At 72.0% G+C, this 26,962-nt stretch carries 27 protein-coding genes and 1 riboswitch; of the genes, 11 read left to right on the top strand and 16 right to left on the bottom strand.

The window, feature by feature from the left end; all coding sequences use genetic code 11:
* Nucleotides 1-13 precede the first annotated feature (13 nt).
* Both ACQP2O_RS41595 and ACQP2O_RS41590 read left to right on the top strand, forming a co-directional pair.
* Nucleotides 14-544: a hypothetical protein gene (locus tag ACQP2O_RS41595; RefSeq protein WP_433174702.1), complete on the top strand. Its 531-nt coding sequence runs from the start codon at nucleotides 14-16 to the stop codon at nucleotides 542-544.
* Nucleotides 537-1,196, top strand: coding sequence for a TetR/AcrR family transcriptional regulator (locus tag ACQP2O_RS41590; protein ID WP_433174701.1), 660 nt, complete (start codon nucleotides 537-539; stop codon nucleotides 1,194-1,196). Before ACQP2O_RS41595 ends, ACQP2O_RS41590 begins: the two co-directional genes overlap by 8 nt.
* A gap of 129 nt (nucleotides 1,197-1,325) precedes the next feature.
* Here ACQP2O_RS41590 and ACQP2O_RS41585 read toward each other — a convergent pair whose 3' ends face one another.
* From ACQP2O_RS41585 to ACQP2O_RS41575, 3 genes are all read right to left on the bottom strand, one after another.
* The gene (locus ACQP2O_RS41585; protein WP_433174700.1) at nucleotides 1,326-1,709 is read right to left on the bottom strand and encodes a hypothetical protein; all 384 of its coding nucleotides are present in this window, start codon (nucleotides 1,707-1,709) and stop codon (nucleotides 1,326-1,328) included.
* Between the two features lie 10 nt (nucleotides 1,710-1,719).
* A complete protein-coding gene (locus tag ACQP2O_RS41580; protein WP_433191324.1) occupies nucleotides 1,720-2,064 on the bottom strand; it encodes an antibiotic biosynthesis monooxygenase family protein in 345 nt (114 codons plus the stop codon).
* A 283-nt stretch (nucleotides 2,065-2,347) separates the two neighbouring features.
* Nucleotides 2,348-3,040, bottom strand: a complete 693-nt coding sequence (locus ACQP2O_RS41575; protein WP_433174699.1) for a carbon-nitrogen hydrolase family protein — start codon at nucleotides 3,038-3,040, stop codon at nucleotides 2,348-2,350.
* Between the two features lie 383 nt (nucleotides 3,041-3,423).
* On the opposite strand from ACQP2O_RS41575, the gene ACQP2O_RS41570 reads away from it, so the two are divergent.
* The gene (locus ACQP2O_RS41570) at nucleotides 3,424-4,644 is read left to right on the top strand and encodes a cobalamin biosynthesis protein (protein ID WP_433174698.1); all 1,221 of its coding nucleotides are present in this window, start codon (nucleotides 3,424-3,426) and stop codon (nucleotides 4,642-4,644) included.
* On the opposite strand, the gene ACQP2O_RS41565 is transcribed toward ACQP2O_RS41570, so the two are convergent.
* Together ACQP2O_RS41565 and ACQP2O_RS41560 are read right to left on the bottom strand one after the other, a co-directional pair.
* On the bottom strand, nucleotides 4,613-5,089 hold the full coding sequence (locus ACQP2O_RS41565; protein ID WP_433174697.1) for a hypothetical protein: 477 nt from the start codon (nucleotides 5,087-5,089) through the stop codon (nucleotides 4,613-4,615). The genes ACQP2O_RS41570 and ACQP2O_RS41565 overlap by 32 nt on opposite strands.
* An 18-nt stretch (nucleotides 5,090-5,107) precedes the next feature.
* Nucleotides 5,108-6,328 carry an MFS transporter gene (locus tag ACQP2O_RS41560; protein ID WP_433174696.1) on the bottom strand — a complete coding sequence of 407 codons (1,221 nt, stop codon included), beginning with the start codon at nucleotides 6,326-6,328 and terminating at the stop codon, nucleotides 5,108-5,110.
* Between the two features lie 124 nt (nucleotides 6,329-6,452).
* Here ACQP2O_RS41560 and ACQP2O_RS41555 point away from each other — a divergent pair, with 124 nt between their 5' ends.
* Complete coding sequence (locus ACQP2O_RS41555; protein ID WP_433174695.1) at nucleotides 6,453-7,055, top strand: TetR/AcrR family transcriptional regulator; 603 nt, start codon at nucleotides 6,453-6,455, stop codon at nucleotides 7,053-7,055.
* Between the two features lie 39 nt (nucleotides 7,056-7,094).
* Here ACQP2O_RS41555 and ACQP2O_RS41550 read toward each other — a convergent pair whose 3' ends face one another.
* Both ACQP2O_RS41550 and ACQP2O_RS41545 read right to left on the bottom strand, forming a co-directional pair.
* Complete coding sequence (locus tag ACQP2O_RS41550) at nucleotides 7,095-7,973, bottom strand: alpha/beta hydrolase (protein ID WP_433174694.1); 879 nt, start codon at nucleotides 7,971-7,973, stop codon at nucleotides 7,095-7,097.
* 3 nt (nucleotides 7,974-7,976) lie between these two features.
* A complete protein-coding gene (locus ACQP2O_RS41545) occupies nucleotides 7,977-10,670 on the bottom strand; it encodes a LuxR C-terminal-related transcriptional regulator (RefSeq protein ID WP_433174693.1) in 2,694 nt (897 codons plus the stop codon).
* A 280-nt stretch (nucleotides 10,671-10,950) separates the two neighbouring features.
* Between ACQP2O_RS41545 and ACQP2O_RS41540 the strand changes: the two genes are divergently transcribed.
* Nucleotides 10,951-12,453 (top strand): cobyric acid synthase, encoded by a 1,503-nt coding sequence (locus ACQP2O_RS41540; protein ID WP_433191322.1) that lies wholly within the window; start codon nucleotides 10,951-10,953, stop codon nucleotides 12,451-12,453.
* A 234-nt stretch (nucleotides 12,454-12,687) separates the two neighbouring features.
* On the top strand, nucleotides 12,688-13,464 hold the full coding sequence (locus ACQP2O_RS41535; RefSeq protein ID WP_433174692.1) for a methyltransferase domain-containing protein: 777 nt from the start codon (nucleotides 12,688-12,690) through the stop codon (nucleotides 13,462-13,464).
* Between the two features lie 4 nt (nucleotides 13,465-13,468).
* On the opposite strand, the gene ACQP2O_RS41530 is transcribed toward ACQP2O_RS41535, so the two are convergent.
* The gene (locus ACQP2O_RS41530; protein ID WP_433174691.1) at nucleotides 13,469-14,299 is read right to left on the bottom strand and encodes a helix-turn-helix transcriptional regulator; all 831 of its coding nucleotides are present in this window, start codon (nucleotides 14,297-14,299) and stop codon (nucleotides 13,469-13,471) included.
* A gap of 102 nt (nucleotides 14,300-14,401) precedes the next feature.
* Between ACQP2O_RS41530 and ACQP2O_RS41525 the strand changes: the two genes are divergently transcribed.
* The 4 genes from ACQP2O_RS41525 (at nucleotide 14,402) to ACQP2O_RS41510 (ending at nucleotide 17,665) form a co-directional block, all read left to right on the top strand.
* Nucleotides 14,402-15,166, top strand: a complete 765-nt coding sequence (locus ACQP2O_RS41525) for an SDR family oxidoreductase (RefSeq protein WP_433174690.1) — start codon at nucleotides 14,402-14,404, stop codon at nucleotides 15,164-15,166.
* A 12-nt stretch (nucleotides 15,167-15,178) separates the two neighbouring features.
* Nucleotides 15,179-15,940, top strand: a complete 762-nt coding sequence (locus ACQP2O_RS41520) for an SDR family NAD(P)-dependent oxidoreductase (protein ID WP_433174689.1) — start codon at nucleotides 15,179-15,181, stop codon at nucleotides 15,938-15,940.
* Nucleotides 15,937-16,590, top strand: a complete 654-nt coding sequence (locus ACQP2O_RS41515; RefSeq protein WP_433174688.1) for an SDR family NAD(P)-dependent oxidoreductase — start codon at nucleotides 15,937-15,939, stop codon at nucleotides 16,588-16,590. Before ACQP2O_RS41520 ends, ACQP2O_RS41515 begins: the two co-directional genes overlap by 4 nt.
* A gap of 64 nt (nucleotides 16,591-16,654) precedes the next feature.
* A complete protein-coding gene (locus ACQP2O_RS41510; protein ID WP_433174686.1) occupies nucleotides 16,655-17,665 on the top strand; it encodes an alpha/beta fold hydrolase in 1,011 nt (336 codons plus the stop codon).
* Between the two features lie 256 nt (nucleotides 17,666-17,921).
* Here the strand turns inward: ACQP2O_RS41510 and ACQP2O_RS41505 are convergent, their stop codons facing one another.
* Nucleotides 17,922-18,935: a Gfo/Idh/MocA family oxidoreductase gene (locus ACQP2O_RS41505; RefSeq protein ID WP_433174685.1), complete on the bottom strand. Its 1,014-nt coding sequence runs from the start codon at nucleotides 18,933-18,935 to the stop codon at nucleotides 17,922-17,924.
* Nucleotides 18,936-19,011: 76 nt separating this feature from the next.
* Between ACQP2O_RS41505 and ACQP2O_RS41500 the strand changes: the two genes are divergently transcribed.
* On the top strand, nucleotides 19,012-19,824 hold the full coding sequence (locus ACQP2O_RS41500) for an AMP-binding protein (RefSeq protein WP_433174684.1): 813 nt from the start codon (nucleotides 19,012-19,014) through the stop codon (nucleotides 19,822-19,824).
* Between the two features lie 141 nt (nucleotides 19,825-19,965).
* Here ACQP2O_RS41500 and ACQP2O_RS41495 read toward each other — a convergent pair whose 3' ends face one another.
* From ACQP2O_RS41495 to ACQP2O_RS41465, 7 genes are all read right to left on the bottom strand, one after another.
* Nucleotides 19,966-20,358: a VOC family protein gene (locus tag ACQP2O_RS41495; protein ID WP_433174683.1), complete on the bottom strand. Its 393-nt coding sequence runs from the start codon at nucleotides 20,356-20,358 to the stop codon at nucleotides 19,966-19,968.
* Nucleotides 20,359-20,362: 4 nt separating this feature from the next.
* Complete coding sequence (locus tag ACQP2O_RS41490; protein ID WP_433174682.1) at nucleotides 20,363-21,208, bottom strand: helix-turn-helix domain-containing protein; 846 nt, start codon at nucleotides 21,206-21,208, stop codon at nucleotides 20,363-20,365.
* 144 nt (nucleotides 21,209-21,352) lie between these two features.
* The gene (locus ACQP2O_RS41485) at nucleotides 21,353-22,132 is read right to left on the bottom strand and encodes an enoyl-CoA hydratase-related protein (RefSeq protein ID WP_433174681.1); all 780 of its coding nucleotides are present in this window, start codon (nucleotides 22,130-22,132) and stop codon (nucleotides 21,353-21,355) included.
* Nucleotides 22,129-23,304 carry a CaiB/BaiF CoA transferase family protein gene (locus ACQP2O_RS41480; RefSeq protein WP_433174680.1) on the bottom strand — a complete coding sequence of 392 codons (1,176 nt, stop codon included), beginning with the start codon at nucleotides 23,302-23,304 and terminating at the stop codon, nucleotides 22,129-22,131. The genes ACQP2O_RS41485 and ACQP2O_RS41480 overlap by 4 nt, the downstream gene beginning before the upstream one ends.
* Entirely contained in the window at nucleotides 23,301-24,644 is a 1,344-nt protein-coding gene (locus ACQP2O_RS41475; protein ID WP_433174678.1) for an FAD-dependent oxidoreductase, read from the bottom strand. Before ACQP2O_RS41475 ends, ACQP2O_RS41480 begins: the two co-directional genes overlap by 4 nt.
* An 11-nt stretch (nucleotides 24,645-24,655) precedes the next feature.
* Nucleotides 24,656-25,942, bottom strand: a complete 1,287-nt coding sequence (locus ACQP2O_RS41470; RefSeq protein WP_433174677.1) for an MFS transporter — start codon at nucleotides 25,940-25,942, stop codon at nucleotides 24,656-24,658.
* A gap of 92 nt (nucleotides 25,943-26,034) precedes the next feature.
* Nucleotides 26,035-26,619, bottom strand: coding sequence for a helix-turn-helix domain-containing protein (locus tag ACQP2O_RS41465; RefSeq protein ID WP_433174676.1), 585 nt, complete (start codon nucleotides 26,617-26,619; stop codon nucleotides 26,035-26,037).
* A gap of 172 nt (nucleotides 26,620-26,791) precedes the next feature.
* A riboswitch (cobalamin riboswitch) is annotated at nucleotides 26,792-26,961 on the top strand.
* Nucleotide 26,962 lies beyond the last annotated feature (1 nt).

Here is a 26,962-nt window from a genome sequence, read left to right as displayed (position 1 = left end):
ACTAGGAGGGAAGATGGCGGACGCACGCCGCGAACCTGACTCTGATGTTGATGCCAAGGCCGAGGCGGTCCCGCAACGGATGGACATCGTGCTGCGAGGCGCGGCATACGGGTCTCTGGCGGGCCTTGCCACCGGTGCTCTCGTGGGAGGCGTGCTAGGGATCATGGGTGGCCCGGTGGGGATGTGCGTCTTTGCCGTGTTCGGCGGCGCTGTCGGTGCGGCGGTCGGGCTGGGACCGGGCATCATCGGCGGGACCGTCTTCGCGTTGGCGGCAAGGCCCCTGACGCGCGACGATTCACGTGCGCCGCTCGCTGGTATGGCAGTCGCGTTCGGGTGGTCTCTCGTCGCGAATTGTGTCGGGCTCTGGTTCACGGGACTGGTCGGCGGGGGTTTGATCCTTACTGTGGAGAGCTTGGTCCGCGGACTGGTGATGCCGCTGCCACTGGTCCATATGGTGATATGCGTCTGCTTGGGGGCGCTGCTCGGGCCCAGCGTCCTGCACGGGAAGCGCTCGCCTGCCGATAAGGTCTCGCCCGGTGAGTGACACCAGGCAACGACTCATCGACGCCACGATCCAGACGCTGCGCACCCATGGCATCGCCGGGATATCGGCCCGGACCATCGCCGGTACCGCCGACGTGAACCAGGCGCTGGTCTTCTACCACTTCGGCAGCGTCGACCAGCTACTGGCCGCATCATGTGCCGAAGCGGCCGCCCAGCGCGTGCAGATGTTCCGCGAACGGTTCGCGGAAGTGGGCTCACTGCGCGAGTTGCTGGCCGCCGGGCGAGAACTCCACGCCACAGAGCGTGCCGCAGGGAACGTCACGGTCCTGGCGCAGATGCTGGCAGGAGCACAACGCGACCCCGCCCTGGCCGCGGCCACCAGCGCGGCGTTGGAACAATGGGCACACGAACTCGAGCGCGTCCTTGACCGGGTGCTGCCCGCCACGCCCTTGATCGAGATCGCCGACACCCCCGCGCTCGCACGCGCGATATCAGCGGCGTTCATCGGCATCGAACTCTACGAAGGCGCCGACCCGCAAGCGGCCGACTCCGCCCTCAACGCCCTTGACAACCTCGGCGCCGCCCTCGAAGCCCTCGACAGCCTCGGCCCGCTCGCCACCCGCGCCATGCGCGCCAAGATCCGCCGCGCCGCCCCGACCAGGCCACCGGAGACCGACCACCAACCCACCTGACGTCCGCTCCGGCCGCACCGGAGCGAAGGCGGCCACCCGGCCCCATAAGGCACACACGCCGGACGAGGGCTCGGTGGATCCGGCGGTGGCCGTGCTCGCCACAGTTCGATCGTGACCGGCGGCGGGAGGTCAGCGGTCCCAGTCGGCGGTCGCGGTCGCGGCGGCGTCCGGGTCGTCGGTGACAAGGATGAGCCGGTGGTCGTGGTCGGAGTAGAGCACCTCGATGTTCACCCCGGCCGTGGCGAGCGCCCGGGTGATCGCGCCGAGCTGGCCCGGCTTCTCCTGGTGGAGGCGGCGGGCGACCACCTTTCGGCAGGCGGTGACCTTGATGCCGGCCTGCTCAAGAGCGGCGGTCGCAGCCTCGCCGTCGTGGAACAGGAAGTGCGCCACACCGCGGCCGTCGACCGTCCAGGCGCCGCCGCCCTCCACGCTGACCCCGGCCACGCCGAGCGCCTCACCCATCTCCGCCAGCGCGCCCGGCCGGTCGTCCAGTTCGATGGTCAGGTCGTACATCATCGTCTCCTCAGCCGTGCACGCGGCGGCTGTCCGCCGGTGCCTCGTCACGGTCCTCCGGGCCGTAGTCCCGGACCACTTCCGCCATCCGCAGCCGGTACGTCGTGAAGAACCGGTGCCGGCCCAGCGCCTGCGCACGCCGGTGCGCCGGCGTGTTCCGCCAGGCGGCGACGGCCTCCTCGTCCCGGAAGAACCCGAGGGCGAGGTACTTGCCCGGCTCCGCCTCGCTGGCGTACCGCTCGATCCCGTAGAACCCGTCGAGCTCGGGCAGCAACTCCCGAAGCCGCGCGGACTCGGCCAGGTAGTCCTGGAAGGCGGCGTCGTCGTCCGGGTCGAACCGATACTCGAAGATCATCGCGATCACACGTCGACCGTACGGCCGGGATACTTCCGTTCCGGTCGAATCATGCCTGCGGTGATGCCCGCGGACCACGACCGCGTGCGGGAACATCCTGCGGACCGCCAATGTCCATGGTGTGCGATGGGTGCCTACGAGGAACGGAGTGTCGCCTCCAGAACAGCGAACGGACTGGGCGTCGGCACGACCCGGTCCATGCGTCACCCGATCGTTGAATGAGCCGGCGTCCGTCTAGCTGTCGCTCAACAGGAAGTACACACCTGCCGACCGCCGTGATGGGTCAGTGGAGAGTCGCAGTCACCACGGCCTCGGGCTCTGCGCCTGCCTGAATGAACACGTCCCCATCCGGCGCCCAGACGCCGGAGCCACCGGATGTCTCGCGGTACTCCCCGCTCGACCCGGCAGCGGTGGACAGGACGACCCAGACGCCGTGTGCGGCGGCCCGATCTCGCATGTGCCCGTCTCGGCGGGTCGCCTGTTCCTGTCCTGCCCCATACAGGGTGCTGGCCACGTAAGCGTCGATGGTCAATGCCGCAGTGTCGGCCGCGTGCTGCGGCACCGCTGCATCTCGGCAGATGGCCAGCCCCAGCCGCCATCCGTCGATCTCCAGAACTTCCGGCTTTTCGCCGGGTGTGAAGCGGCGGACTTCCTCACCGTGAAGGTGCATCTTGCGATATGCCACCGTCGTACTCTCGCCGGTGACGGCAAGCGTTGCGATGTATTCACGCCCATCGTCTTCCCGCACCGGAGCGCCCACCAGCGCGATCGCGTTGGCGCTACCACACGCAGCCCTGATCGGATCCAACCGCGAGTCGTCCACAGCCACAGCGGGCGCCGCAAGATCGTAACCAGTCAGTGACAGCTCCGGGAAGACCACCAGACGCGCACCCGCACGCTGCACCACCCCGGCCTGGCGGCCGGCATTAAGGGCGACATCCAGATCAACACACGCGGGCTGGGCAACAGCAACCATCAAAGATCCACGCACAAGGACATCATTCCCGATGGTCAACAGGCACCGCCCCCCGGGGCGGGTCCTCGGCAGGTGCCCTCGTCACCACCTGTGATGCTTTCATCAGGAGTGGGTCAGAGCCCAATTACCTGCCGCTCAACAACCGTGCAGCAGTCTCGGAGAACACCCCCGCAGCGAGCCGAATCGGCTCCGCTGCGCCCCCTGGACGAGATGGGATCGCGATCGGAACGAAACCGTACTTTGCGCCAGGTGTCCGCTTGCCAGGCCCTCCAACACCACCCGCGACCGATCATCGAATTTGAGCCAGAACCGACATTTCTCGCAAGACGAAACGCCGCCGGAGCGAAGGCAGCCACCCGGCCCCATAGGTACTGCGGGCTCTGGTGGGCCTATCGTCTTCGTTCGTGACGATCGAGAAGGGGCTGTGCGTCGGGTTGGTCCTGGATGCGCTGGTCGGTGACCCACGGCGGGGGCATCCGGTGGCCGCGTTCGGCCGGGCGGCGTCGGCGCTGGAGCGACGGCTCTACGCCGACTCCCGGGCGCGCGGAGCCGTGTTCGCGGCGACCTGCGTGCTCGGCGCCGCCGGTCTAGGGTTCGCCGCCGACGCGGTCGTACGGAGCACTGCGGCGCGCACCGGCCGTACGGGGCGCTGTCGGCCGCGCCGCCTCGACCGGACGTCCGACCGGGCCGGGGCCGCCGGGGCCGCCGGGGCCGCCGCGGTCGGCTCGGCCGGGAGCGCCTTGGCCGCAGCATGCCCGGACAGGGCTGTCTCGGCCGCGACGGGCCCCGCCGAGAATGCTTCGACTGCGGCCGGTCCGGACAGGGCTACCTCGGCCGCGACCGACCTGGTCAGGGACGCTTCGGCTGCGGGCGGTCCAACTCGGGCCGTGGTCACGGCCGTCTCCACCTGGGCGGTTCTCGGTGGGACGTCGTTGGGGCGGGAGGGGGTGGCGATGGCGGTCGCTCTGGAGGCGGGCGATGTCGAGGCGGCTCGGCGGCGGCTGCCGCATCTGTGCGGCCGGGATCCGAGCGCCCTCGACGCCAAGGAGCTGGCGCGGGCGACGGTCGAGTCGATCGCCGAGAACACCTCCGACGCCGCCGTCGCTCCGCTGTTCTGGGGTTCGGTCTTCGGCGTGCCGGGGCTGCTCGCGTACCGGGCGGTCAACACGCTGGACGCGATGGTCGGGCACCGCAGCCCCCGCTACCTGCGCTTCGGCTGGGCCGCCGCACGCCTCGACGACGCGGCGAACTGGGCGCCCGCGCAGCTGACCGGGCTGCTCACGGTCGTCTGCGCGCCGCTCGTCGGGGGCTCGCCGCGCGCGGCGTACGCGGTCCTCCGCCGTGACGGTGCCGCGCACCCCAGCCCGAACGCCGGGCGCTGCGAGGCCGCGTTCGCCGGAGCGCTCGGCGTACGGCTCGGCGGCGTCAACGTGTACGGGAACCGCGTCGAGCACCGGCCTGAGCTCGGCGATGGTCGCGCCGCCGAACCGTACGACATCCGGCGGGCCGTCCGGCTGTCTCGGGCGGTCACGGTCGCCTCGGCCGTCGTCACGGTCGGCGCGCGGGCGGCGGTCAGGGCCGGGTGGCGGAGGCTGCGCCGCTGACGGCGGCGAGCCGCGCGGTGTGCCCCGGCAGGTGCTCCTCCGCCCGCATCCGGATGAGCCGGTCCCACGTCACCTCGGCGTCGGTGACCTGACGACCGGTGCGGTCGACGAGACGGATCCGTACGGTCCGGTCGGCCGTCGCCTCCGGGATCCGGCCGACCACGTTCGTGAGGGCCGCGCCGTTGCGGTGGACCAGCGCGACGCGTTCGGCGTGCGAGGTGGCCGCGATCAGTTCCGCGATCGCGGTCTCGTCCATCGCGGCGCGGTTGTCCACCACGACGTTCTCGCCGGTGAGCAGCCGCTCGGCCGCTCCGGCGAGCATCTCGTCGCTGAGGGCGATGTGCGCCAGCGTCCAGTCGACGTCGGCTCGCCGCACGGCCGCATCGATCGCCGAGGCCGCGGCGACCAGGTCGCGGTAGGCATGGGTGAGGCGTGTCGTGTCCACTGTCGGAACTCCCTTATCTCAGGCGACCGGGTCGGTCTTCCGGGCCGGCCGGCGCACCAGGTACGGGGCGGCCAGGACGGTCAGGCACAGGGCGGCGGCGACGTAGGCGAAGTCCTGGACGGCGGTCAGCAGGCCGGTCGCCGTCGCGAGGAGGCCGACACCGATCACCGGCACGCCGACGCCGAGATAGATGACCACGAAGAAACCCGCCATGACCTCGGCGCGGCGTTCGGCGGGCGCCGCGTTGTTGACCAGGGTGAGGGAGCCGAGGAACACCAGTCCCTGCCCGGCCCCGGCCACGACCGTCGCGGTGAGGAGCAGGGGCAGGGATGCCTCCTCTCCGGCGACAGCGAGCAGGACGAGCCCGGCGGCCAGCAGGGGCAGCCCGGCCGCCCGGACGGTGATCGGCCTCCGCCCGTACGCGACGACCTGGGCGACGGCCGACGAACCGAGCATGAGGGTCACCGTGCCGCCGCTGAGGGCGAGGTTCGCGCTTCCCGCCAGGGTGGCCACGTACGGCGGGACCAGGGTGAGGAAGAGACCGATGACGGCGAAGGCCAGGAAGCCGGCGACACCGCTGGTGGCGAAGACCCGCCGCATGGCGGCCGGGATCCGGGGTCGCTGGGGCCGCCATCGGGTCGCCGGGCGTCCCGGGGGCAGTGCCGCCATCGCGACGGCCGCCGGGACCAGCAGGCCGATCTCCACGACGTAGGGGAGAACGCGAGGGGCCGGAGCGTACTGCGCGAGCAGGCCCGACAGCAGCGGCCCCGCGCCGAGCCCGCCGACGGACGCGATCGTGGTGACGAGGGCGGCCCGGCGGCGGTCGCCGTTCGGTTCGAGCTCGGTCAGGACGGCGCTGAGCGCTCCGGACGCCGCGCCGAGAGCCAGTCCCTGGGCGACGCGGGCGGCGAACAGCCAGACCGTCCCGCCGGCGAGGGCGAAGACCAGCGAGCCGACGGCCGCCAGGCCCACGGCGGGGAGCAGGATCCTGCGGCGTCCGACGGCGTCCGAAAGCGGTCCGGCGACCAGGAGCGACGGGATGAGAGCCGCGACATAGGCGGCGAAGATCAGCGTGACGACGAGCGGCGAGAACCCGAAGGTCCGCTGGTAGCCGCGGTACAGCGGCGTGGGCAGGTTGGTGCCGGCCAGCAGGACCAGCAAGGTGTACGCGGCGCCCCGGAACCTCCATCCGGTCGCCCGCGCGGGTCGGTTCGCGTGGCCGGCGGTGTCGGCTGACATCGGATCCTCCTCGAGCAGTGACTGACCGACGGTCAGTCAATCCCAATGACCGACGTTCAGTCAACCGACTGAACGTCGGTCATTCGGCTATGCTCGAAGGCCGGCGGAGAAGGAGACGGACGCGATGGCGACGGGCGCACGGCGCAAGCGGGTGACGAAGAGCCACGACGACCGCCGGGAGGACATCCTCCGGGCGGGCCAGGAGGTGTTCCGCTCGATCGGCTTCAACGTCGCCACGATCGGCCACATCACCGACGCCGCCGAGATCGGCAAGGGCACCTTTTATCTGTACTTCGACACCAAGGACCACCTGCTCGGCGCGCTCTGGGAGCGGTACGTCGACGCGATCGTCACCAAGACCCAGGACATCCTCGGTGAGGAACGCGGCTGGTGGCCGACGATCGACGGTCTCCTCGCCACGCTCATCGAGCACGCCGTCCGGAACGCCGAGCTGCACCGCGTCGTCTACGGCTCGGCGAACGCCCCGGCCCTGGAGATCTGCAAGCGCGCCAACCAGCGCGTCATCGACCTGATCTGCGGCTACGTCGCCGAGGGCGCCGAGGCGGGAGCGTTCGAGGCCCGCGATCCGGCCATGGCGTTCCGCATGGTCTACCACGCGGCCGACGGCCTGCTCGACGACCTGATCGCCGATGGCGCGCCGATCGACGTCCACGAGGTCACCGCCGTGGTGCAGGAGCTCGCGCACCGGGCCCTCGGCGCCTCCTGAGCTCCCGCTCCCGTCACGGCCTAGGACTCCGGTGGGCCGTCACCCGGCCGTGTGCGCGAGGATCGCGGCGGCCAGCTCCTCGTGCACCTCGATCGGCAGCGTGTGCCCCATGCCCGCCACGATCATCGGCCGCGCCCCTGGGATCTGCTCGGCGATGATCGCGCCGTGGCCCGGCTTGGCCGGCTCGTGGCTGCCCTCGATGACCAGCGTGGGCGCCTTCACCTGGTGCAGCACGCCCACCGGCTCGAAGTCGGGCCTGGCCGCTCCGGCCAGCCGGTGGTTGGCCGCCGCCGACAGATCGCGGGCCCGGTCGTAGATCCGTTCCTGCAGCCGGCGCGCCGCGTCCTCGTCGAACGGCAGCCCGGTGCCGTGCAGCACACGCTGCTCGGCGATCATCCCGTCGATCCGCGCGCGCCGGTCCTCCGGCGGCGGGGCGGCGATCAGCGCGCGGTAGAAGGCCACGAACTCCGGAGTCGGCTCGGGCAGGCTCCCCTCGGACTGCGGTTGCCTCATCAGGGCTCGCATGAGCACCTGGCCCTCGCCGCCGCCGAGCGGCGAGGAGGCGATGACGGTCAGCGAGCGCACCCGCTCCGGCCGCTCCACGGCGACCAGCTGGCCGAGCAGCCCGCCCGCCGAGTGGCCGACCAGGTGCGCGCTCTCCAGGCCGTGGGCGTCCAGCACGCGGTACACGTCGTTCTTGATGTCGTCCCACGTGTACGGCTCCGCCGCGAAGTCGACGGTACCCGACATGCCGGTGTCCCGGTGGTCGTACCGGATCACCCGGCGGCCTCCGGCGGTCAGGCGGCCGACGAACTCGTCCGGCCACAGGATGCCCTGCGACATCGACCCCATGATCAGCAGGATCGGCGCGTCCGTCTCGGCGCCGAACTCTTCACTCCAGATGGTCACGTTCTGCATGTCTCACAGCATGTCGTCGTCGGCTACGGGTGCCTTCTGTAGAACTACTAGTCGCGCCAGTTCCGTACGGGAGCCGATGCCCAGCTTCGGATAGATCTTGTACAGGTGGTACTCGACCGTGCGCGGGCTCAGGAAGAGCCGGGCGGCGATCTGCTTGCTGGACAAGCCGTCGGCGACCAGGCCCGCGATGCGCAGCTCCTGCGGGGTCAGCGCGTCGAGTACGGCCGCGGGCGGGGCCTGCCCGCTCTCGCCCGCCACCCGCAACTCGTCCTGCGCGCGCCGCGCCCACGGCCGGGCACCCGCCCGTTCGAACGTCTCCCACGCCATCCGCAGATGCGCCCGCGCCTCGCCCGGCCGCTGCGCGCGGCGCAGGCGCTCACCCAGCAGCAGGGCGGTCCTGGCCGCCTCGAACGGGTTGGTGTGCAGCCGCAGCGCCTCGCCGAAGGCGTCCTCGGACGACTCGACCAGGCCCCGGCAACGGGCCAGCACGGCGCGCGACTCGGCCGTCGCGGCGTGCGCCGACCACCGCTCGTGCGCCTCCAGCGCCGCCCGCGCGCCCGCCTCGTCGCCCGCCCCCACGGCGGCCTCGACGCGGTCCGGCGCCGACCGCCACACCACGGTCGGATGCCCGGCGCCCGGTCCCGCCGTCGCGATGGCCGTGAAACGGTCGTGCGCCACCGCGTAACGGCCCAGGCACAGGTCGAGCAGCGCCAGCGCGTACGCGGCCACTCCCGCTTGCAAGCCCAGCCGATGCGGTACGGCGATGGCCAGCGCCTCGCGGGCCTGCCGTTTGCAGGGCTCCTCCTCACCCCGCAGCGCCGCCAGCGCCGCCAGGTTGGCCCGGTGCGCGGCCACCGTGTTCTCGTACCCCGCCTCACGGGCCAGCTCCAGGCCCTCGTCGGAGATCGCTTGGCTTTGTGCAAGCCGCCCGGCGATGCGCTCGGCGGTCGCCACGAACTCCAGCACGACAGGCAGCTGCCCGGTCATCCCCGACACCCGGGCCACCCGTCCGGCCCTCGTGACCATCTCGGTGGCCAGGTCCCACTCGCCCAGGGAGCTGGCCGCGGCCGTCGCCCACAGGTACCCCGCCGCGTCCTCCAGCTCGCCGGTCCGCGCCAGCGCCCGCCGCAGCAGGACCGGCCCAGCGGCGTCGCCGTCGAGCGTCAGGCCGATCCCGGCGACCGTGTCCCGCAGGAAACCCTCGGGGTGCGCCGCCGCCCTCCGGCCGAGCTCGACGATGGTCGTCGTGTCACCGACGAATGAGGCCGCCTCCACGGCGTCGGCCAGCATGCCCAGGCTGTCGCCTGCCGCCAGGATCCGTACGGCCTCGGCGGCGTTGCCCGAGTTCAGCTCGAACCGGCCCCGGAGCTGGGCGATCTCCATGGCGAGGGTGGCGTCCCCGCCGGCCCGTTCGCGCGCCTCGGCGAGCAGCGACTCCGCCTGTCCCGGGCGGCCGCCGAGCCAGGCCGCGACGGCGGCGTCCTTCAGGCGGACGGCACGGGCGCGAGGCTCGGGGGTCAGCTCGGCGGCCCTGGCCAGGGCCGTGGCGGCGGCGCCGTACCCGCCGCGGTCGCGCGCCCGCTCCGCGGCGGCCACCAGCGCGGCGGCGACCTGCTCGTCGTGGCCCAGGGCGGCTCCGGCCAGGTGCCAGGCGCGGCGATCATCCGAAGTCAGCTCCGCCAGGACGGCGTGCACGCGGCGGACGTCGGCGGGAGCGGCCACCTCATGGATCGCGGACCGGATGAGCGGATGGCGGAAGCGCACGCTCGTGCCCGACACCCCGGCCAGCCCGGCTCCTTCCAGCTCGGCCAACGCCACCCGCCCTGTGGTGTTCTCGGCGGGCCGTATCGCCTCCTCGGCGAACAACCGGTCGGTGGCGCGCAGGACCGGGTCGAGGTCGGCCTCCACGGTGGCGACCAGGGCGACCAGCCGAGCAGGGGCGGACAACGCGGCCACCCGATCGCCGAAGAGCCGGGCACCACCGGGCAACGGTTCAGGCAGCGGTTCGCGCCCGGCGAGCTGGGCGGGCGTCAGGCGGGCGGCGATCTCGCCCAGGGCGAGCGGATTCGCGTGGGTCAGCGTGACGAGCTCCCGCGCCACATGAGCGGGCAGCACACCGTGGCGGGACTCCAGCAGCTCGGCCGCCGCGGACTCGGGCAGGCCACCCACGTCCACTGTCAGCGGCACGCCCTTGACCGGAACATCCCCGCGCACGGCGAACAACATCGCGATCCGTTCCGTCCCCAGCCGCCTGGCGGCGAACAACAGCGCGTCGGCCGAGGCCCGGTCGACCCACTGAAAGTCGTCGACCACACAGATCAGCCCGTCCGGCGCGGCCGCCTCGGCCAGCAACGAGAGCACGCCGGCGCCCAGCAGGAACCGATCCCCGACACTGCCCGCGGCAAGCCCCAGAGCCGTACTCACAGCGTCGCGCTGGGGTTCGGGCAGCGCGTCGAGCGAGCCGGTCACCGGCCAAAGCACCTGGTGCAGCGCCGCGAACGCGAGGTCGGACTCGGACTCGACGCCGCTGGTCCGCAGCACACGCATCGCGCCGCCTCGCGCGGCCGCCGCGTCGAGCAGGGCGGTCTTGCCCGCCCCTGCCTCGCCCCGCAACACCACCCCGGCGCCGGAGCCGGCGCGGGCCCGCACGATCACCTCGTCGAGTGCCCTGATTTCCGCAGATCTGCCGTAAAGCACGAACACCCACTGTAGGAGGCCTCCACGCTGCCCCGTCCCCACGGGAGCCGCTTCTCACAAACGGGGCGATTCCGGTAGAAATTCGCTCCCGCCGACTGCGGGCCCGGCCGACTGCGGGCCCGGCCGGCTGTGGCGGCCCGGCACGGTGCCGTCGGCCCCGTCGACCTCGACCTGCCGACGACGGACATCCGAATCGGGTATGCCCGCTGCTCTTCCAGGCCGTCACCGGCTCCGGCGGCCCGTCGTCCGGCTGCTACCGTCGGCGTCCGTGGGCAATGGGATGCTGCTGGTCGCGGGGACGACGTCGGATGCGGGCAAGAGCGTCCTCACGGCGGGGATCTGCCGGTGGCTCGCCCGGCAGGGGGTCAAGGTCGCCCCGTTCAAGGCGCAGAACATGTCACTCAACTCGATGGTCACCGCCGACGGCGCGGAGATCGGGCGGGCGCAGGCCATGCAGGCCGCCGCCGCGCGGGTCGAGCCCACCGCCCACATGAACCCGGTGCTCCTCAAGCCCGGCAGCGACCGGCGCAGCCAGGTGGTCGTGCTCGGCCGCCCGGTCGCCGAGGTCGATGCCATGGGATACGCCGAGCACAAGCGGCGCCTCCGCGAGGTGGTCCTCGCCAGCCTCGCCGAGCTGCGCGCGCGGTACGACGTGGTGATCTGCGAGGGGGCGGGCAGCCCCGCCGAGATCAACCTGCGCGCCGGCGACCTCGCGAACATGGGCCTCGCGCGCGCCGCCGGATCCCCGGACGGCCCCGGCATGCCGGTGATCGTCGTCGGGGACATCGACCGGGGCGGGGTCTTCGCCGCGCTGTACGGGACCGTCGGCCTGCTGGAGCCGGAGGACCAGCGGCTGATCGCCGGATTCGTCATCAACAAGTTCCGGGGCGCGCCGGAGCTGCTGGCCCCCGGCCTCGCGCAGATCACGGCCCTGACCGGCCGGCCGGTGTACGGCGTGCTGCCCTGGCTCGGCGGGCTCTGGCTCGACGTGGAGGACTCCCTCGCCCTGGACGCGCGCCCCCCGACGCGCCCCGCGGTCGCGGGGGAGACCCTGCGGGTCGCGGTCGCCCGGCTGCCGCGCATCTCGAACTTCACCGACCTGGACGCCCTGTCCGCCGAGCCGGGCGTGAGCGTACGGTTCGCGACCACGCCCGGCGAACTGGCCGACGCGGACCTGGTCGTGCTGCCCGGATCCCGGGCCACGGTCGCCGACCTGGCCTGGCTGCACGAGCAGGGACTGGCCGCCGAGGTCGTACGACGGGCACGGGCCGGCCGCCCAGTGCTCGGGATCTGCGGCGGCTACCAGATGCTGGCCCGCGAGATCCTCGACGACATCGAGTCGATGGCCGGACCGGTGGCGGGCCTCGGGCTGCTGCCGGTGCGCGTGGAGTTCGCCTCCGACAAGACCCTGCGCCGACCCAGCGGAATCGCCTACGGCGAGCCGGTGCACGCGTACGAGATCCATCACGGAGTGGCCGCGGCGGAGGGCGGGGAACCGTTCCTCGACGGCTGCCGCGTCGGGGCGGTCTGGGGCACGACCTGGCACGGCGCGATGGAGAACGACGGCTTCCGCCGCGCCTTCCTCACCGACGTCGCCCGGACCGCGGGCCGCGACTTCACCCCCGCCCCCGACACCGACTTCGCGGCGCTGCGGGAGGCACAGCTCGACGCGCTCGGCGACCTCGTGGAACGCCACCTCGACACCGACGCCCTGTGGCGTCTCATCGAGACCGGCACCCCACCGGACCTGCCGATCGTGCCGCCCGGCGGCGCCGGCTCATGAGCGGGTACGCCGCGAGACGGCACCTGCGTTCTCAGCGGGTACGCGCGGCCGACGTCGGCGTGGCGCGTCTGGTCGCTCCTCTGGCGGAGGAGGGCGCGTGAGTGAGCGGAGCGAGCGAATCGTGAGCATGGCGCGTCTGGTCGCTCCTCTGGCGGAGGAGGGCGCGTGAGTGAGCGGAGCGAGCGAATCGTGAGCATGGCGCGTCTGGTCACCCCCCCCGACGAAGGAGGGCGCATGAGCGGGTTCGCGCCGGGCGAGGGGCGCTGGCGGGCGGGACTGGGCTCGCTCCGCCAGACGGTCCGCCAGGAGCTCGTGGCGCGGCAGCTCGCCGCGCACCTTCCGGACGCGCCACCCCGGCGCGTGCTCGACCTCGGCTGCGGTCAGGGAACGCAGATCCTCCGGCTCGCCCGCCGTGGACACGCCGCGACCGGGCTGGACGCCTCGTCGGCGCTGCTCGGCGACCTCACGACCGCGTTGGACGCCGAACCGGCCGCCGTACGGGAGCGCGTCCGCGTCGTCCAGGGAGATGTGACGCGGGCCGCCGCGCTGTGCGGGACGGCGGTCTTCGACGTCGTCCTCTGCCACGGCGTGCTCATGTACTTCGCCGACCCGGGCCCGCTCCTCGACGCCGTCGCGGACGTCGCCGCTCCGGGCGCGCTGGTGTCCCTCCTGGCCCGCAACGGTGACGCCCTGGCCATGCGGCCCGGCTTGTTCGGCGACTGGCCGGCCGCCATGGCGGCCTTCGACGGCACGTCCTACCGCAACCGGATCGGCGTCGAGGCCCGCGCGGACCGGCTCGCCGACCTGACGGCCGCGCTCGCCGAGCGCGGCCTGTCCGTGCCCGCCTGGTACGGCGTCCGCGTCTTCACCGACACGGCGGCCGACGACGCCCCCGTACCCGAGGACCTCGACGCGCTGCTCGCCGCCGAGGAGCGCGCCGGCCGCACGGACCCCTACCGCCGGGTCGCGGCCCTTCTGCACGTCATCGCCCGGCGGCCGTCGGGAGAGTGACGCCTTAGACCTCCTGGCGCGAGGTGGCGGCCAGGGAGCCGAGGAGGGCGAGGGCCTGGCTGCTCGCCGAGGCCGGTTCCGCGTGGTAGACGACGAGCTCCTGCCCGGGACTGGAGCGGACGTCGAAGGTCTGCATCGTCAAGGTCAGCTCTCCGACGTCGCGGTGGTCGAAGCGTTTGCGGTCGAGCGCCTTGCCGCGGGCGTCGTGGTGGGCCCACAGTTCGGCGAACTCGGGGCTCTGGTCGAGCAGTTCGGTGAGCACCTGCCGTACTCGCGGGTCGTGCGGAGCCTTGCCGTAACCGAGCCGGAAGCCGGCCACCGAGTTTCGCGCGACGTCGTGCCAGTCCCGGTAGAAGGCTCGTGCGGCGGGGTCGGTGAACACGACGTGCATGAGGTTGCGTGAGTGCGCCCAGTCGTGGAAGAGCGCGTCGGCGATCGCGTTCGAGGCGAGCACGTCGTAGGCGCGGTTGTAGACGATGGCGGGGTTGTTCGGCCATGCGGTCATGAGCTGGAGCAGGCTCGGGTCGACGCGCTCGTCGACGGCGGTGGCCTGGGCGCGGGGGCTGAGCCCGGCCAGGCGGAACAGGTGTTCGCGGCCGTCCTCGTCGAGGCGCAGGGCGGCGGCCAGGGCGTCGATCACCTGCGCCGAAGGCGTGCGTTCGCGGCCTTGCTCGAGACGGATGTAGTAGTCGACGCTGACGCCGGCCAGCATCGCCACCTCTTCGCGTCGCAGACCGGGGACCCGCCGGTGGCCGACGATCGGCAGATCGGCCTCACCCGGCGTGACCTGGGCCCGCCGGGCGCGCAGATAGGTGCCGAGGTCGGAACGTGTCATACCGGCCATCGTATGAGCGTTCGCCGATGGCTTGGTGGGTGCGGTACTCCCAGGAAGACGGCGCCCTTCTCCAGCCGTTCGGCACCGGCCATCGTCGAAGTCATGCCGACGAACCAGAATGAATCATCGCCCGACCGCAAGGTCATCCTCGTCACCGGCGCCAGCAGCGGCATCGGTGAGGCCGTCGCCGCCCGCCTCGCAGGTCAAGGACACCACGTGTTCGCGGGCGCACGGCGGACCGACCGCTTGCGGGCGCTCGCCGAACGCACCGAGGAAGCGACCGCGCGCTCCGGGGGGACCCTGCAACCCGTCCCGCTCGACGTGACCAAGCGCGCCGACGTCGAGGACTTCGTCGAGACCGCCCGGGATCGCGCCGGGCGGATCGACGTCTTCGTCAACAACGCCGGGGTCATGCCGCTGTCACGGCTCGACTCCCTGCTGGTCGACGAGTGGGACCGAATGATCGATGTGAACGTCCGCGGACTACTGCACGGGATCGCCGCGGTTCTGCCTCGGTTCACTGCGCAGGGTTCGGGCCACTTCGTCACGATCGCGAGCATCGGCGCGCACCTGGTGGTGCCCACCAGCGCCGTCTACTCCGGTACCAAGTACGCCGCCTGGGCGATCACCGAGGGCCTGCGGCAGGAGAGCGACCCCTCGATCCGGGTCACGACCATCTCGCCCGGTGTGGTCACCTCCGAACTCGCGGACTCCATCACCGACCGTGGAGCCGCCGAGGCCATGCGCACCTACCGGGCGCACGCGATCGAGCCGGACGCCATCGCCGAGGCCGTGTCGTACGCCCTCGCGCAGCCGGCCGGCGTCGACGTCAACGAGATCGTCGTACGGCCGGCGCACCAACGCTGAAGGAAGAAGATCATGACCACTACTCCGACCACCTGGGATCTCACCGGACGGGTCGCCGTCGTCACCGGCGCCGCACGGGGCATCGGCCGTGCGACGGCCACCCTGCTGCGCGCCCGCGGCGCCCGGCTCGTCGTCACCGACCGCTCCGACGCGGTCCAGGAACTCGCCGCGCAGGACCCCGACAACGTGGCCGCGCTGGTCGGTGACGTCGCCGACGAGGACCTCGCGCGCTCGACCATGCGGCTGGCCGTCGACCGGTTCGGCCGGCTCGACATCCTCGTCAACAACGCGGGCCGTACCCTGAACAAGCCGATCACCGAGACCACCGTCGCGGACTTCGAGGGCATCCTGCGCGTCAACGCCGGCGGCAACTTCGTCCAGGCACGTGAGGCCTTCCGCATCATGGAGGCCGGGGGTGGCGGCGCGATCGTCTCGATCGCCTCGATCTCATCGGTCGTCGCCTTCGAGACGCAGACGGCCTACGCCGCGTCGAAGGGCGCCCTCGCCCAGATCACGCGCGTGCTCGCCATCGAGGGCGGCCCGAAGGGCATCCGCTCCAACGCGGTCCTCCCCGGGGTGATCGACACCGACATCATGGAAGGCGTCGTCGAGAACGGCCGCGAGATGCTCGCCTCGTTCGGCGAGGCTCACCCGATCGGCCGGATCGGGCGTCCGGAAGAGGTCGCCGAGGCCGTCGCGTTCCTGGTGTCCGACGCCGCCAGTTTCATCACCGGCGCGCTCGTCGCCGTCGACGGCGGATGGACCGCCCAGTGAGCGGGCCCGTCTTCGTCGTCGGCGCGGGCCCGGGCATCGGGGCGTCCGCCGCCCGCCGCTTCGCCCGGGAGGGCCACCCGATCGGACTCATCGCGCGCGGGCGGGCGCGCCTCGACGCCATCGTCGACGACCTGCGAGCCCACGGGCACCACGTCATCGCCGCCACCGGTGACATCACCGACCCCGACGACATCACCCGAGCGCTCGACGAGCTGACGTCCGCCCTCGGTGTTCCCGAGGTCGTCTGCTTCAGTCCGCTCGCCGACGTATCCCTCATCCGGCCCGTCCTCGACACCACGGCCGGAGACGTGAAGGACGCCCTGGCCCTCACGGTCGTGGGCGCCGTCGCCGTCGTCCAGGCCGTCCTGCCGGGGATGCTGGAGCGCGGCTCCGGCACGCTGCTGTTCACCACCGGCGGCGCCGCCGTACGACCCAGCCCGGAGCGCGCCGTGAGCGCCGTCGTCTATGCCGGACTGAACGGCTACCTCGACCTGCTCGCACAGACGCTGCCGCAACGGGGCATCCACGTCGGACGCGTCACCATCGTCGGCGCCGTGGGGCCGGGACTCACCCACGAACCCGACGACATCGCCGAACACCTCTGGCGCCACCACGACTCACCGGCGGAGACGGTGACCGTCGTGACCTGATCCCCACGTGAGGGGGCCTGGGGGCGTCCGGAATAGCCCGGAGCGTCCGCGCCTTGTCCGCGATGTGACCGATCATGACACGCTCGAACTCGGTGATCTTCCGCTGTCGCGCGGCGGCACCCTGCCGGACGCCCGGCTCGCCTACCGGACGTACGGCGAGCTCGCCCCGGACCGATCCAACGCGATCCTCTTCCCGACCTGGTTCGCCGGGACCCACGAGGCGAACGAGTGGCTGATCGGCGACGGACGGCCACTGGACACCCGCCGGTACTTCGTCATCGCGCCGAACCTGTTCGGCAACGGCCTGTCCAGTTCCCCGAGCAACACGCCGGCGCCGTACGACCGCGCCCGGTTCCCGCACGTGACGATGCACGACAACGTGGCGGCGCAGCATCGCCTCGTCACCGAGCGGTTCGGCATCGACCGGCTGGCCCTGGTCCTCGGCGCGTCGATGGGCGCCGGGCAGACGTACCAGTGGGCGGTGAGCCATCCCGGCATGGTCGAACGCATCGCGCCGATCACCGGGTCCTCGCACACCAGCCCGCACAACCAGGTGTTCCTCGAAGGCCTCCGGGCGGCGCTCACCGCCGACTCGGCGTTCGCCGGCGGCGACTACGCCGAGCCGCCGCGCGACGGCATGCGCGCCTTCGCCCGGGTGTACGCGGGCTGGGGCCTTTCCCAGGCCTTCTACTGGCAGCGCGTGTACGAACGGCTCGGGTTCCCCACGCTGGAGGACTTCCTCACCGGCGTGTGGGAGCCCAACTTCGCCGGCTCCGACGCCAACGACCTGCTCGCGATGGTCTGGACCTGGCAGCACGCGGACGTCGGGCAGACCCCGGGGTTCGACGGCGACACCGTGGCGGCGCTCGGCTCGATCAAGGCGCGCGCACTCGTCATGCCGTCGGAGAAGGACCTGTACTTCCCGCCCGAGGACGAGGCGTGGGCCGTCCAGCACATCCCCGACGCCGAACTGCGCGTCATCCCCGGCATCTGGGGACACCTCGCGGGCGGCGGCGCAGACCCGGACGCCGCGGCGTTCATCGGCGAGGCGCTGCGGGAGTTCCTGCGACGTTGACCGAACCAGCGCTGGTGTTCTTGCGGCGCTGACCGGGTCGGCGCCGGAGTTCCCGCGCGGCTGAGCGGATCGTCCTCGGCGCTCCGGGCGTCGCTCCGGAGCCGAGCGGACCGGCCCTGCGGAAACGGGCCTCGCCGTGCCGAGTGGAGTGCTCAGCCACCCGTGGCCCTGCGGAAACGGGCCTCGCCGTGCCGAGTGGAGTGCTCAGCCACCCGTGGCCCTGCGGAAACGGGCCTCGCCGTGCCGAGTGGAGTGCTCAGCCGCCCGCGGCCCGGCGTACGGCGGTCTCGATGACCTCGAGGCCGGCGACGGCGTCCTCGAGGGTGACCGGGGGCGGCCCCTCGCCGCGGACCGCCGCCGCGACGGCCGGATAGAAGTCCTGGTAGCGGCCCGGGTCGGTCGGCTCGGGCCGGGTGTCGCCGGGGGTCCCGACCCTTCCGTACGCCTCCGGCGGCGTCACGCCGTACTCCGGATCCGCGGGCGTGAGCCCGGCACGGAGCTGGTCCTCCTGGACGTCCAGGCCGTAGGTGACGTACGCGGCGCGGTCGCCCAGCACCCGGAACCGGGGGCCGAGGTCCGCGCTGATCGCGCTCATCCACAGGTGGGACCGGACCCCGCTCTCGTGCGTGAGCGCCACGAACGCGTCGTCGACCGCCTCCGCGCCGGGCCGCCGTACGTCCAGCTCGGCGTGGACGTCGACGGGCGGGCCGAACAGCGTGACGGCCTGGTCGATCAGATGGGCGCCGAGGTCGTACAGGACACCGCCGGCGGCGGCCGGGTCGGCGGTCTCCTTCCAGCCCGGCTTGATCTGCGGGCGCCACCGCGTGAACCGCGACTCGAACCGCAGCACCCCGCCGAGCGTCCCGTCGCCGATCAGCCGTGCGGCGGTCCGGAAGTCGCCGTCCCAGCGGCGGTTGTGGAACGGCACGACCAGGGGGCCGCCGGCCAGCGACCGGGCCTCGGCGGCCGTGGTCGCGATCGGCTTGTCGACCACGACGGGGAGGCCCGCGTCGAGTGCCGTGCGGGCCAAGGGGACGTGCGTGCGGTTCGGCGTCGTCACCACGACCAGGTCGTATCCGCCGGACCATACGTCGTCGGGCGCGTCGAGGAGCTCGGTGCCGGGGTACCGGTCACGTACGGCGGTCCGGCGTTCCGGGTCGCGGGTCACGACGGCCGCCAGCTCCAGGCCGGGGGCGGCGGCGATCAGGGGAGCGTGAAAGACCGCGCCCCCGGTTCCATACCCGATCAGAGCGACACGCAGATTGTCCACAGATGGCCTCCTTCGAGACCATTTGATCACGCTGCGGGTCTGTCCCGGCACGGTGGAGTCGGCTTACTCTCCGAGTGTGCGCACGTCCGACCCGTCCCCGGCCACGAATCTGACCGAGTCGCTGAGCCAATGGACACTCGCTTTCGGCTGGTGGGACCGGGTCGCGTTCCTGTGCGGTGACGACGACTTCACCCACGGGGAGGTGCATCTCGGGGCGGGCCGCGCGGCGGGCGTGTTCCGGGAGCACGGGGTACGGCCCGGCGACCGGGTGGTGATCGCGCTGCCCGGGTCGATGGAGTTCGTGTGGGCGTTCCTCGGCGCGGTGCGCATCGGGGCGATCGCGCTGCTCAGCGACCCGGAGGCCTCGGCCCTCCCCCCGGGAGAGGTCGCGGTCTGCGCACTCGGCCGGCACGAGCACGTCATCACGCCCGCCGAGCTGGTCGCCGCGATGTCCCGCGCGCGGACGCCACCGGCGCACGCGGTGCACCCGGGCACGCCGGCCTTCGCCCAGTACGGCGCGCTGTACGCGCACGGCGACCCGGAGGCGTCGTTCCTGGCGATGGAGCCGTTCGGCCTGCGGGAGAACGACGTGCTGTTCTCCGTGCCGAAGACCTACGACCCGGTGGGGCTGCGCAACACCGTCTTCCTGCCCCTGTACTCGGGGGCGAGCGCGGTGCTCGACTCCGGCCGTCGGTCGGTCACCGGGGTCGCCGAGCGGGTGCGCCGCCACCGCGCGAGCGTCCTGCTCTCGACGTCGGCATTCCTGACGAGGCTCGCCGCGGAGGGGTCCCGCGAGCCGTTCTGGCCGCTGCGCATGGCCGTGTCGCAGGGCGCGCCCCCGCCGGTGCACGCCGAGGAATGGCTCGGTTGCCCCGTCCTCACGCCGTGACCAAGGGGCCCGCGCCGACCTAGGTGCCCTGACCAGACCGTGCCGGGCGCTCAAAAGCTCGCGCCGATGTAGCGGACCCTGGTCACCGGACCCGTGACCGGCGATCAGCGACCGCGCCTGCGTAGGGGTCCTGACCGGAGGTCAGGACGCCGCGCCCGCGTAGGTGCCGAAGCTCCAGAAGACGCCCTCGGGGTCCCGGACGGTGAACCCGCGCGACCCGTAGTCCTCGTCGCGCAGGCCCTGCACGACGGTCGCCCCCGCCGCCACCGCCCGTTCGTACAGCGCGTCGGGCTCGTCGATCACGACGTACACCGATCCCGTGCCGGGCGGCAGGTCGGCGATCGCGCTCTCGGTGCGGGCGGAGCTGCCGAGCATGACGCCGCCGCCTCCCGGCGCGCGGAGCTCGGCGTGCTCGACCCGGCCTTCGTCCTCGTAGACGGCGACCTCCTCGAACCCGAAGGCGTCGGCGAGGAACCGGATGGCGGCGTGGGCGTCCTTGTAGCGGAGTGTGGGCCAGATTCGTGTTTCGCTCATGCCCTCATCGTTCCCCTGGAGCGTCCTCGTCGCCTTGGACGAATGGGAGCTCCTCGTCGACCAGCCATGCCGACGGGGGACACCCGGCCAGGTCGTTCCACTCGCGGGCCAGGTGAGCCTGGTCGTAGTAGCCGCAGGCCGCCGCGACGTCCGCCAGGGACGGCCGGCCGGGCCGCTGCAGCAGCTGTTTGGAGCGCTCGAACCGCATCACGCGGGCGGCCTCCTTGGGCCGCAGGCCGTACTCACCGGCGAACCGCTCGCCCAGGTGCCGCCGGCTCCAGCCGACCTCGCGTGCCAGGTCGGCGATCCGTACGGTCCCGTCGGTCTCGGCGAGGCGCCGCCAGGCGTACGCGAGCTCGGGCTCCGGCCCCGGCAGCAGGTCGATGCCGCGCGACAGCACGTCCTCGACCGCGGCGAATCGCGCCCGCCAGGTCGTGGCCTCGGCCAGGCGTTCGACCAGCTCCCCGGCCCGCGGGCCGATCAGGTCGTCGAGGGACAGGACCGCCCCGCCGATCGCGCCGGCGGGCAGCCCGAACAGGGAGCGCGCTCCCTCTGGCGTGAGGTCGAGCTGGATCCCGGCCAGGTCACCGTCGTGCACGATCGTCACGGGACGGGTGTGCAGGCCGCCGGCCAGCGCCGTGAACGCCAGGGGAGCGACGTCCTCCTCGGCCGGGCCGCTGGTGCGGGTGGGCTCGCCCAGGCTGAGGACGACGGTCAGGTGCCGAGACGGGAGCCCGAGGTGTGTGCCCGGCTCGAAGCCCGCGTAGTGGTAGCCGATCCAGCGCGTCACCAGCGGCGCGAGGTGTGCCCGCGGGCGTACCCGGATCGTCCGGTCGACGCGAGCGCTCATGGGAACACGGTACGCGCCCCTCGCCGGGCGGGCGTTCCGTCGCTCAGCGGTCCGGAAAGGTCCCCGGCGCGCGGAGACGCGGCGAGCCTGGCCAGGCCGGCCTCGTCCACGTCGAGGGAGTGGCAAGGACGACTCGTGGGGCGATCACGCGTCCGGCCAGACGGGGGCGCGCTTCTCCTGGAACGCGAGTACGCCCTCCTTGGCGTCCTCGCTGTCCAGGGCGGCCAGCAGCGCCGGGACGCGCATCGCGTGCGCCTCTTGCGGGGACAGGTGCATGCCGCGCTGGACCATCTGTTTGATGGCGCGCAGCGACGTCGGTGCGCAGGCCAGGATGTCGGCGAGCCAGCGATCTACGGCGGCGTCCAGGTCGGCGGCGGGCACGACCTCGTTGACCAGGCCGATGCGGTGCAGCTCGGCGGCCGGCGCCTTGCGTCCGGTGAGCAGAAGGCCCATCGCCTGGGTGTGCGGCACCCGGCGTACGAGCTGGAACACCCCGCCGTCCAGCGGTATCCGGCCGACACGCGGCTCGGTGAGGCCGAACCGGGCGGTGTCGGCGGCCACCACGATGTCGCAGCCGAGCACCATTTCCATGCCGCCGCCGAGGGCGTACCCGTTGACCCGGGCGATCACCGGGACGTCGAGCGTGGTGCGCAGGCTGATCCCGCCGAACCCGTTCGGGTCGAGGTCGGCCCAGTACTCCAGGCCGGTCTTGGCGATCGCGGCGGCGGACATGTCCGCGCCGACGCAGAACGCCCGGTCGCCGGCGCCGGTCAGGACGACCGCCCGTACGCCGCGGTCGGCCTCGATCTCGTCCCAGATCTCGTTCAGCCGTGCGTGCGTGGCCGGGTCGACGGCGTTGAGCACCTCGGGCCGGTCGATGGTGACCCGTGCGACGTGGCCGTCGCGCTCGTACGCGACGCTCATCGCAGTGCCCCCTTCTCCTTGAGCAGTGCGACCGCGTCCGGGCCGTAGCCGAGCTCGCCCAGCACCTCGGCGCCGTGCTCGCCGAGCCGTGGCGGGACGCGGCGCACCTCGGCGGGCGTCGCGGACAGGTGGATCGGGGCGTTCAGCGCCCGGATGCGGCCGGCCGCCGGATGCTCCATCTCCACGATCATCTCGTTGACCGCGGTCTGCTCATCGGCCAGGGCCTCCTCCAGGTCGTGGACCGGCGCGCAGAGGAGGTTCTCGGCCTCCAGCCGCTTGATCCAGTGCTCGGTGGAGCCCTTGGCCAGCGCCTCGGCGAACAGCCGCTGCAACTCGGGGCGGTGCTCGAACTGCCCCTCCAGCGTGGCCAACTCGGGACGCAGTGACAGGTCCTCGTCCATCTCCAGCGCGATCGAGATGTGGTGCAGCGCGTTCTCCCGGAACCCGCCGACCATGCAGATCGCGCCGTCGGTGGTCTCGTACACGCCGGTCAGCGGCATCGACGCCCAGTTGATCTCGTGGCCGCGGTTCAGCCGCTGCGTGGCCTCCTGCATCTGCATGGCGAGCATCGAGTCGTACAGCGACACCTCGACCTTCTGGCCCTCGCCCGTGCGCTCCCGGTTCAGCAGCGCGAGCAGGATGCCCTGCACCAGGTGCATCCCGGCGGTGTAGTCGCACAGCGTCGTCGGATAGATGGTCAGCGGCGTGCCCGGGGAGCGCCGTGCCATCACCCCGCTGTACGCCTGGGCGAGGACGTCCTGACCGCCTTTGTGACGGTACGGCCCCTCGGGTCCGAAGCCGGTGCCGGACGCCCAGATGACTCCCGGGTTGATCTCCTTGAGCCGCTCGTACCCGAAACCGATCCGATCCATCACCCCGGCACGGAAGTTGCTCACCACCACGTCCGCGCCGTGCACCAGGTCGTAGACGATCGTGCGGCCCTCGTCGGTTCGCGTGTCGATGACGACGCTGCGCTTGTTCCGGTTGAGGCTCAGAAAGATCGGGTTGTCCAGGCCCGCCGGGTCCGGGATGGTCGTCCGGGCGATGTCCCCGGTCTCCGGCCGCTCGATCTTGATCACGTCGGCGCCGAAGTCGCCGAGCAACTGCGTACAACTCGGCCCCATCATCACCTGGGTGAAATCGATGATCGTAATACCACTCAGCGGGCTCACGCGGACACCTCCACATCAACGGTCGCGTTCTCGGACGGTATGTCACCCGGGTCTGCGCCCTGGTCGCGCATTCGCCGTTGGATATCGGATACCTGCACGTCACGGACGCGCACGCCCTGGTCGACGGCGAGCGCGGCGGCCGATCCGGCGGCCTGGCCCATCGCCATGCACGGCGGGATCTCCCGCGAGATGCGCTGCGCCTCGGGGGTCGCGGAGTAGTGGCGGCCGGCCACGAGGAGCTGGTCGACGTCGCGGGGGAGCAGCGCGCGATAGGGCGTGTAGTAGTCACGACCGCGGGCCACGCTGTCGGCGAAGTGCCGCCGGGTGGTCACGTCGTCCTTGGTGACGACGTATTCGCCCTGCAACAGGCGGGTCTGTCGTACGCCCATCTGCTCGGCGACGTCCAGGACGTGGCAATCCTGGAAGCCGGGCAGGTTCTCGCGGATGTGGTCGACGGCCGCGGTCATCCGGGCTCGCGCCTCGAACTCGGCCTCGGTCATCGACACCGGGTCGGTCCCGTCGAATCCGGTCAGGTGCGGGCAGTTGCACCACACGACGCCGGGCACCGGGGTCTTGAGCCACCACAGCTCCCAGGCGCCACCGAGCATCCGCTTGATCTTGCGGTTGATGGCGCGGGCCGCACGCGGGTTCTCCTGCTCGAACCGTTCGGCGGCGGCGGTGTCCACACCGCCGAGCCGGAACACCAGCGTGGTCAGGTACCGGTCGTGCGTGTACGGGGCGCCCGCGCGGGACGCGACGTCGATGTCGCCGGTGGTGTCGATGACCACATCGCCCATGACGGCCTGAGGACCGGACTTGGTCTCGCATACGACGCCCTTGATCACACCGTCCTCGACCACCGGTTGGGAGAACCAGCTGTGCAGGCGCAGGTGGACGCCGTTCTCCTGGATCAGGTCGTTGGAGACCCGCTTCCAGCCGTCGGGATCGAACGCGACCGAGTAGCAGATCGGCTTGGGGTTGGTGTGGGAATGGAAGTCGAACGAGCCCCATCGGCCCCACTTGTTCCACATCTCGGTCGAGGAGACGCGCTCCTCGACGGGTGGATAGACGGCGAGGCCGAGCTTCTGCATCCGCTCGACGTACTCGTCGACGACACCGCCGACGGTCACCTCGTCTCCGTTGCACATGTCGTCCAGGACGAGCACCATGCCGCCGGAGGCCAGGCCGCCGAGCGCGGCGTACCGCTCCAGCAGGGTCACGCTCGCGCCGCCGCGGGCCGCGGCGACCGCGGCGGCCACCCCGGCGGGGCCGCCGCCGACGACGATCACGTCGGACCGCCGGACGACGGGCGCCTCACGGTCGGGAAGTCGGATGGACAAGGGTTCTCCCTTCAGTCGCCGACGCGGACCGAGCCGCGCCGGTAGGCAATGCGGTACAGCAGAACGCTGACGAGGAAGATGACGGCGGCGTACGCGGGGAAGGCCCACACGGCGCCGATCTTGCGGAGCCAGAGGAGCAGGTAGGGCGCGGTCCCACCGAACAGGGCGACGCCGACGGCGTAGCCGAGGCCGACCCCGGTGACCCGGCAGCTCGCCGGCATCAGAGTCGCCGCGACGACGTTGTAGAGCGCCATGGTGAAGGCCATGCTCACGCCGCCCAGCAACATGACCACCGCGAACACGACCACGCCCGGCCTGTTGTAGGCGAGCATCAGGAAGACGAACGGGACCGCCAGGAGCTGGGCGGCGACGAAGGTCCGCGAGATGCGGAACCGGTCGGCGGCCCGCCCGAAGACCATGAAGAGGATCGAGCAGACAACGCCGAGCAGCGACGTCACCCCGAAGATCGCGGTGGGGCTCTCGTGGTACACCGAGCGGGCCAGGCCAGGCAGCCCGACATTCCACGCGTAGTTGAACGTCTGCGCGCCGGCGACCACGAAGACGATCGCGAGCAGGGCGAGCTTGTTCCGGCCGACCTGCGCCCACAGGTCGCGGGTGCCCGTGCCCGGCTCGGCATGCGTGGTCTCGGGCAGGCCGCGGCGCAGCCACAGCACCCCGATGCCCGCGACCGCACCGACCACGAACGGCACCCGCCAGCCCCAGTCGGCCATGGCGGCGTCGCCGACGACGGCGCTCGTGACGAAGTTGACCACGGACGCGCCCAAGATGCCGAGCTGCACGTACGAACCCAGGATTCCGCCGAATCGGGCGGTCTTGCCGGGCGGCGCCAGTTCGACGGCGTACGTCGAGGTCAGCGGTGCCTCGATGCCGGTCGAGATGCCCTGCACGATGCGACTGCAGGCGAGAATGACACCGGCCCAGGCCCCGATCTCCTGGTAGGTCGGCAGCACCGCGATGACGACCGCCGAGACGGCCATCGATCCGACCGAGACGAGCATGATCCGGCGGCGGCCGACCCGATCGGCGAGCGTGCCGAGGATGATCGCGCCGAGCGGCCGTGCGACGAAGCCGACCGCGAATACCGCCAGCGCGGACAAGGTGGCGGAGACCGGATCGGCGCTCGGGAAGAAATGCGGGCCCATGAGGGCGGCGAGCAGACCGTAGACGGTCCAGTCGAACCACTCGATGGCGTTGCCGCCGCCGAGGGCGAGCAGGGTACGACGGGAGGAGAGCCGGCCGGCCGCGGCCGACGTCTGCTGGTCAAGGGTGGATGCCATGAGGGCACCTCGCTGGGGTGTCGGGCGGCATCAGGCCGCGCGAGGCCGACACCGGGACCGTACGGTCGCGGTGCGCTGAGAGAGACGGGCGCCTACCAGGTGGGAGGCGTGATCACCCAGATGGAGACGGCGGGTTCGGATCCGGGGTTGGAATACCAGTGCGGGACACTGGACGGGTAGGTGATCGAGTCACCCGGCTCCAGGCTGTACTTCACGCCGTCGACGTAGACGTCCTTGCGCCCCGACAACAGCAGGCCGAACTCTTCACCGTTGTGCCGGAACGGGGTCGCGCTCGTGTCATGCCCGGGTGAGGTCTCCACCCACAGCACCTCCAGAGCGCCGTCCAGGTTCGGCGTGAGCAACTGGTACACCGCACTGTCGTCGGTGCCGTGCGGGCTGAGGCTGCGCCGCTCATCCTTGCGAACCACGGGTGAGACCTGGTCCGTGATGTGGAACAACCGGCCGATCGGCACGTCGAGTCCGTGCGCGAGCTGGGCGAGGCTGGCGAAGGCGGGGTTGCCCTTGCCGCGCTCGACCTGGCTGATCAGCCCTGTGCTGACGCCGGACCGCTCGCTGAGCTCGTCGAGGGTGAGACCGCGCTCCTTGCGCAGAGCACGTATCTGGCGGCCGACAGCGACGATGGCGAGCTCGGGTTCCGGCACGCTGGCATCTTTCACTGCGACCTCCCTCAATGTCCATTTCGAGGCGACTAGTTCTTCACCATAATGAAGTTCTTCATCATGTCAAGGGTGATGGTCGCGGGCGGTCCCGTGGGCGTCCTGGGAGTTTCATCCAAGACCGGGGTCAGAGCCGGGTGACCTGGGGCAGTGCGGGCCGAGGGTGGTGCTCGTAGACTGGGCGCGCGACGGAGAGGGGAAGGAACCCGGTGTGAATCCGGGGCTGTCCCGCAACTGTGACCAGGTAGCGAACCCGCGTGTACGGCCACGGCGACCAGCTGGAAGGCCGCGGGGGAGCGGTGACCTGGGAGTCAGGAGACTTCCCGCCGTCGGTGACCTTTTA

Source organism: Actinoallomurus sp. CA-150999 (assembly GCF_050942425.1).
In the GTDB taxonomy this organism is placed as follows: domain Bacteria; phylum Actinomycetota; class Actinomycetes; order Streptosporangiales; family Streptosporangiaceae; genus Actinoallomurus.
Note: the sequence above shows the minus strand (reverse complement) of the source record. Positions and strands in the feature narration are given on the sequence as shown.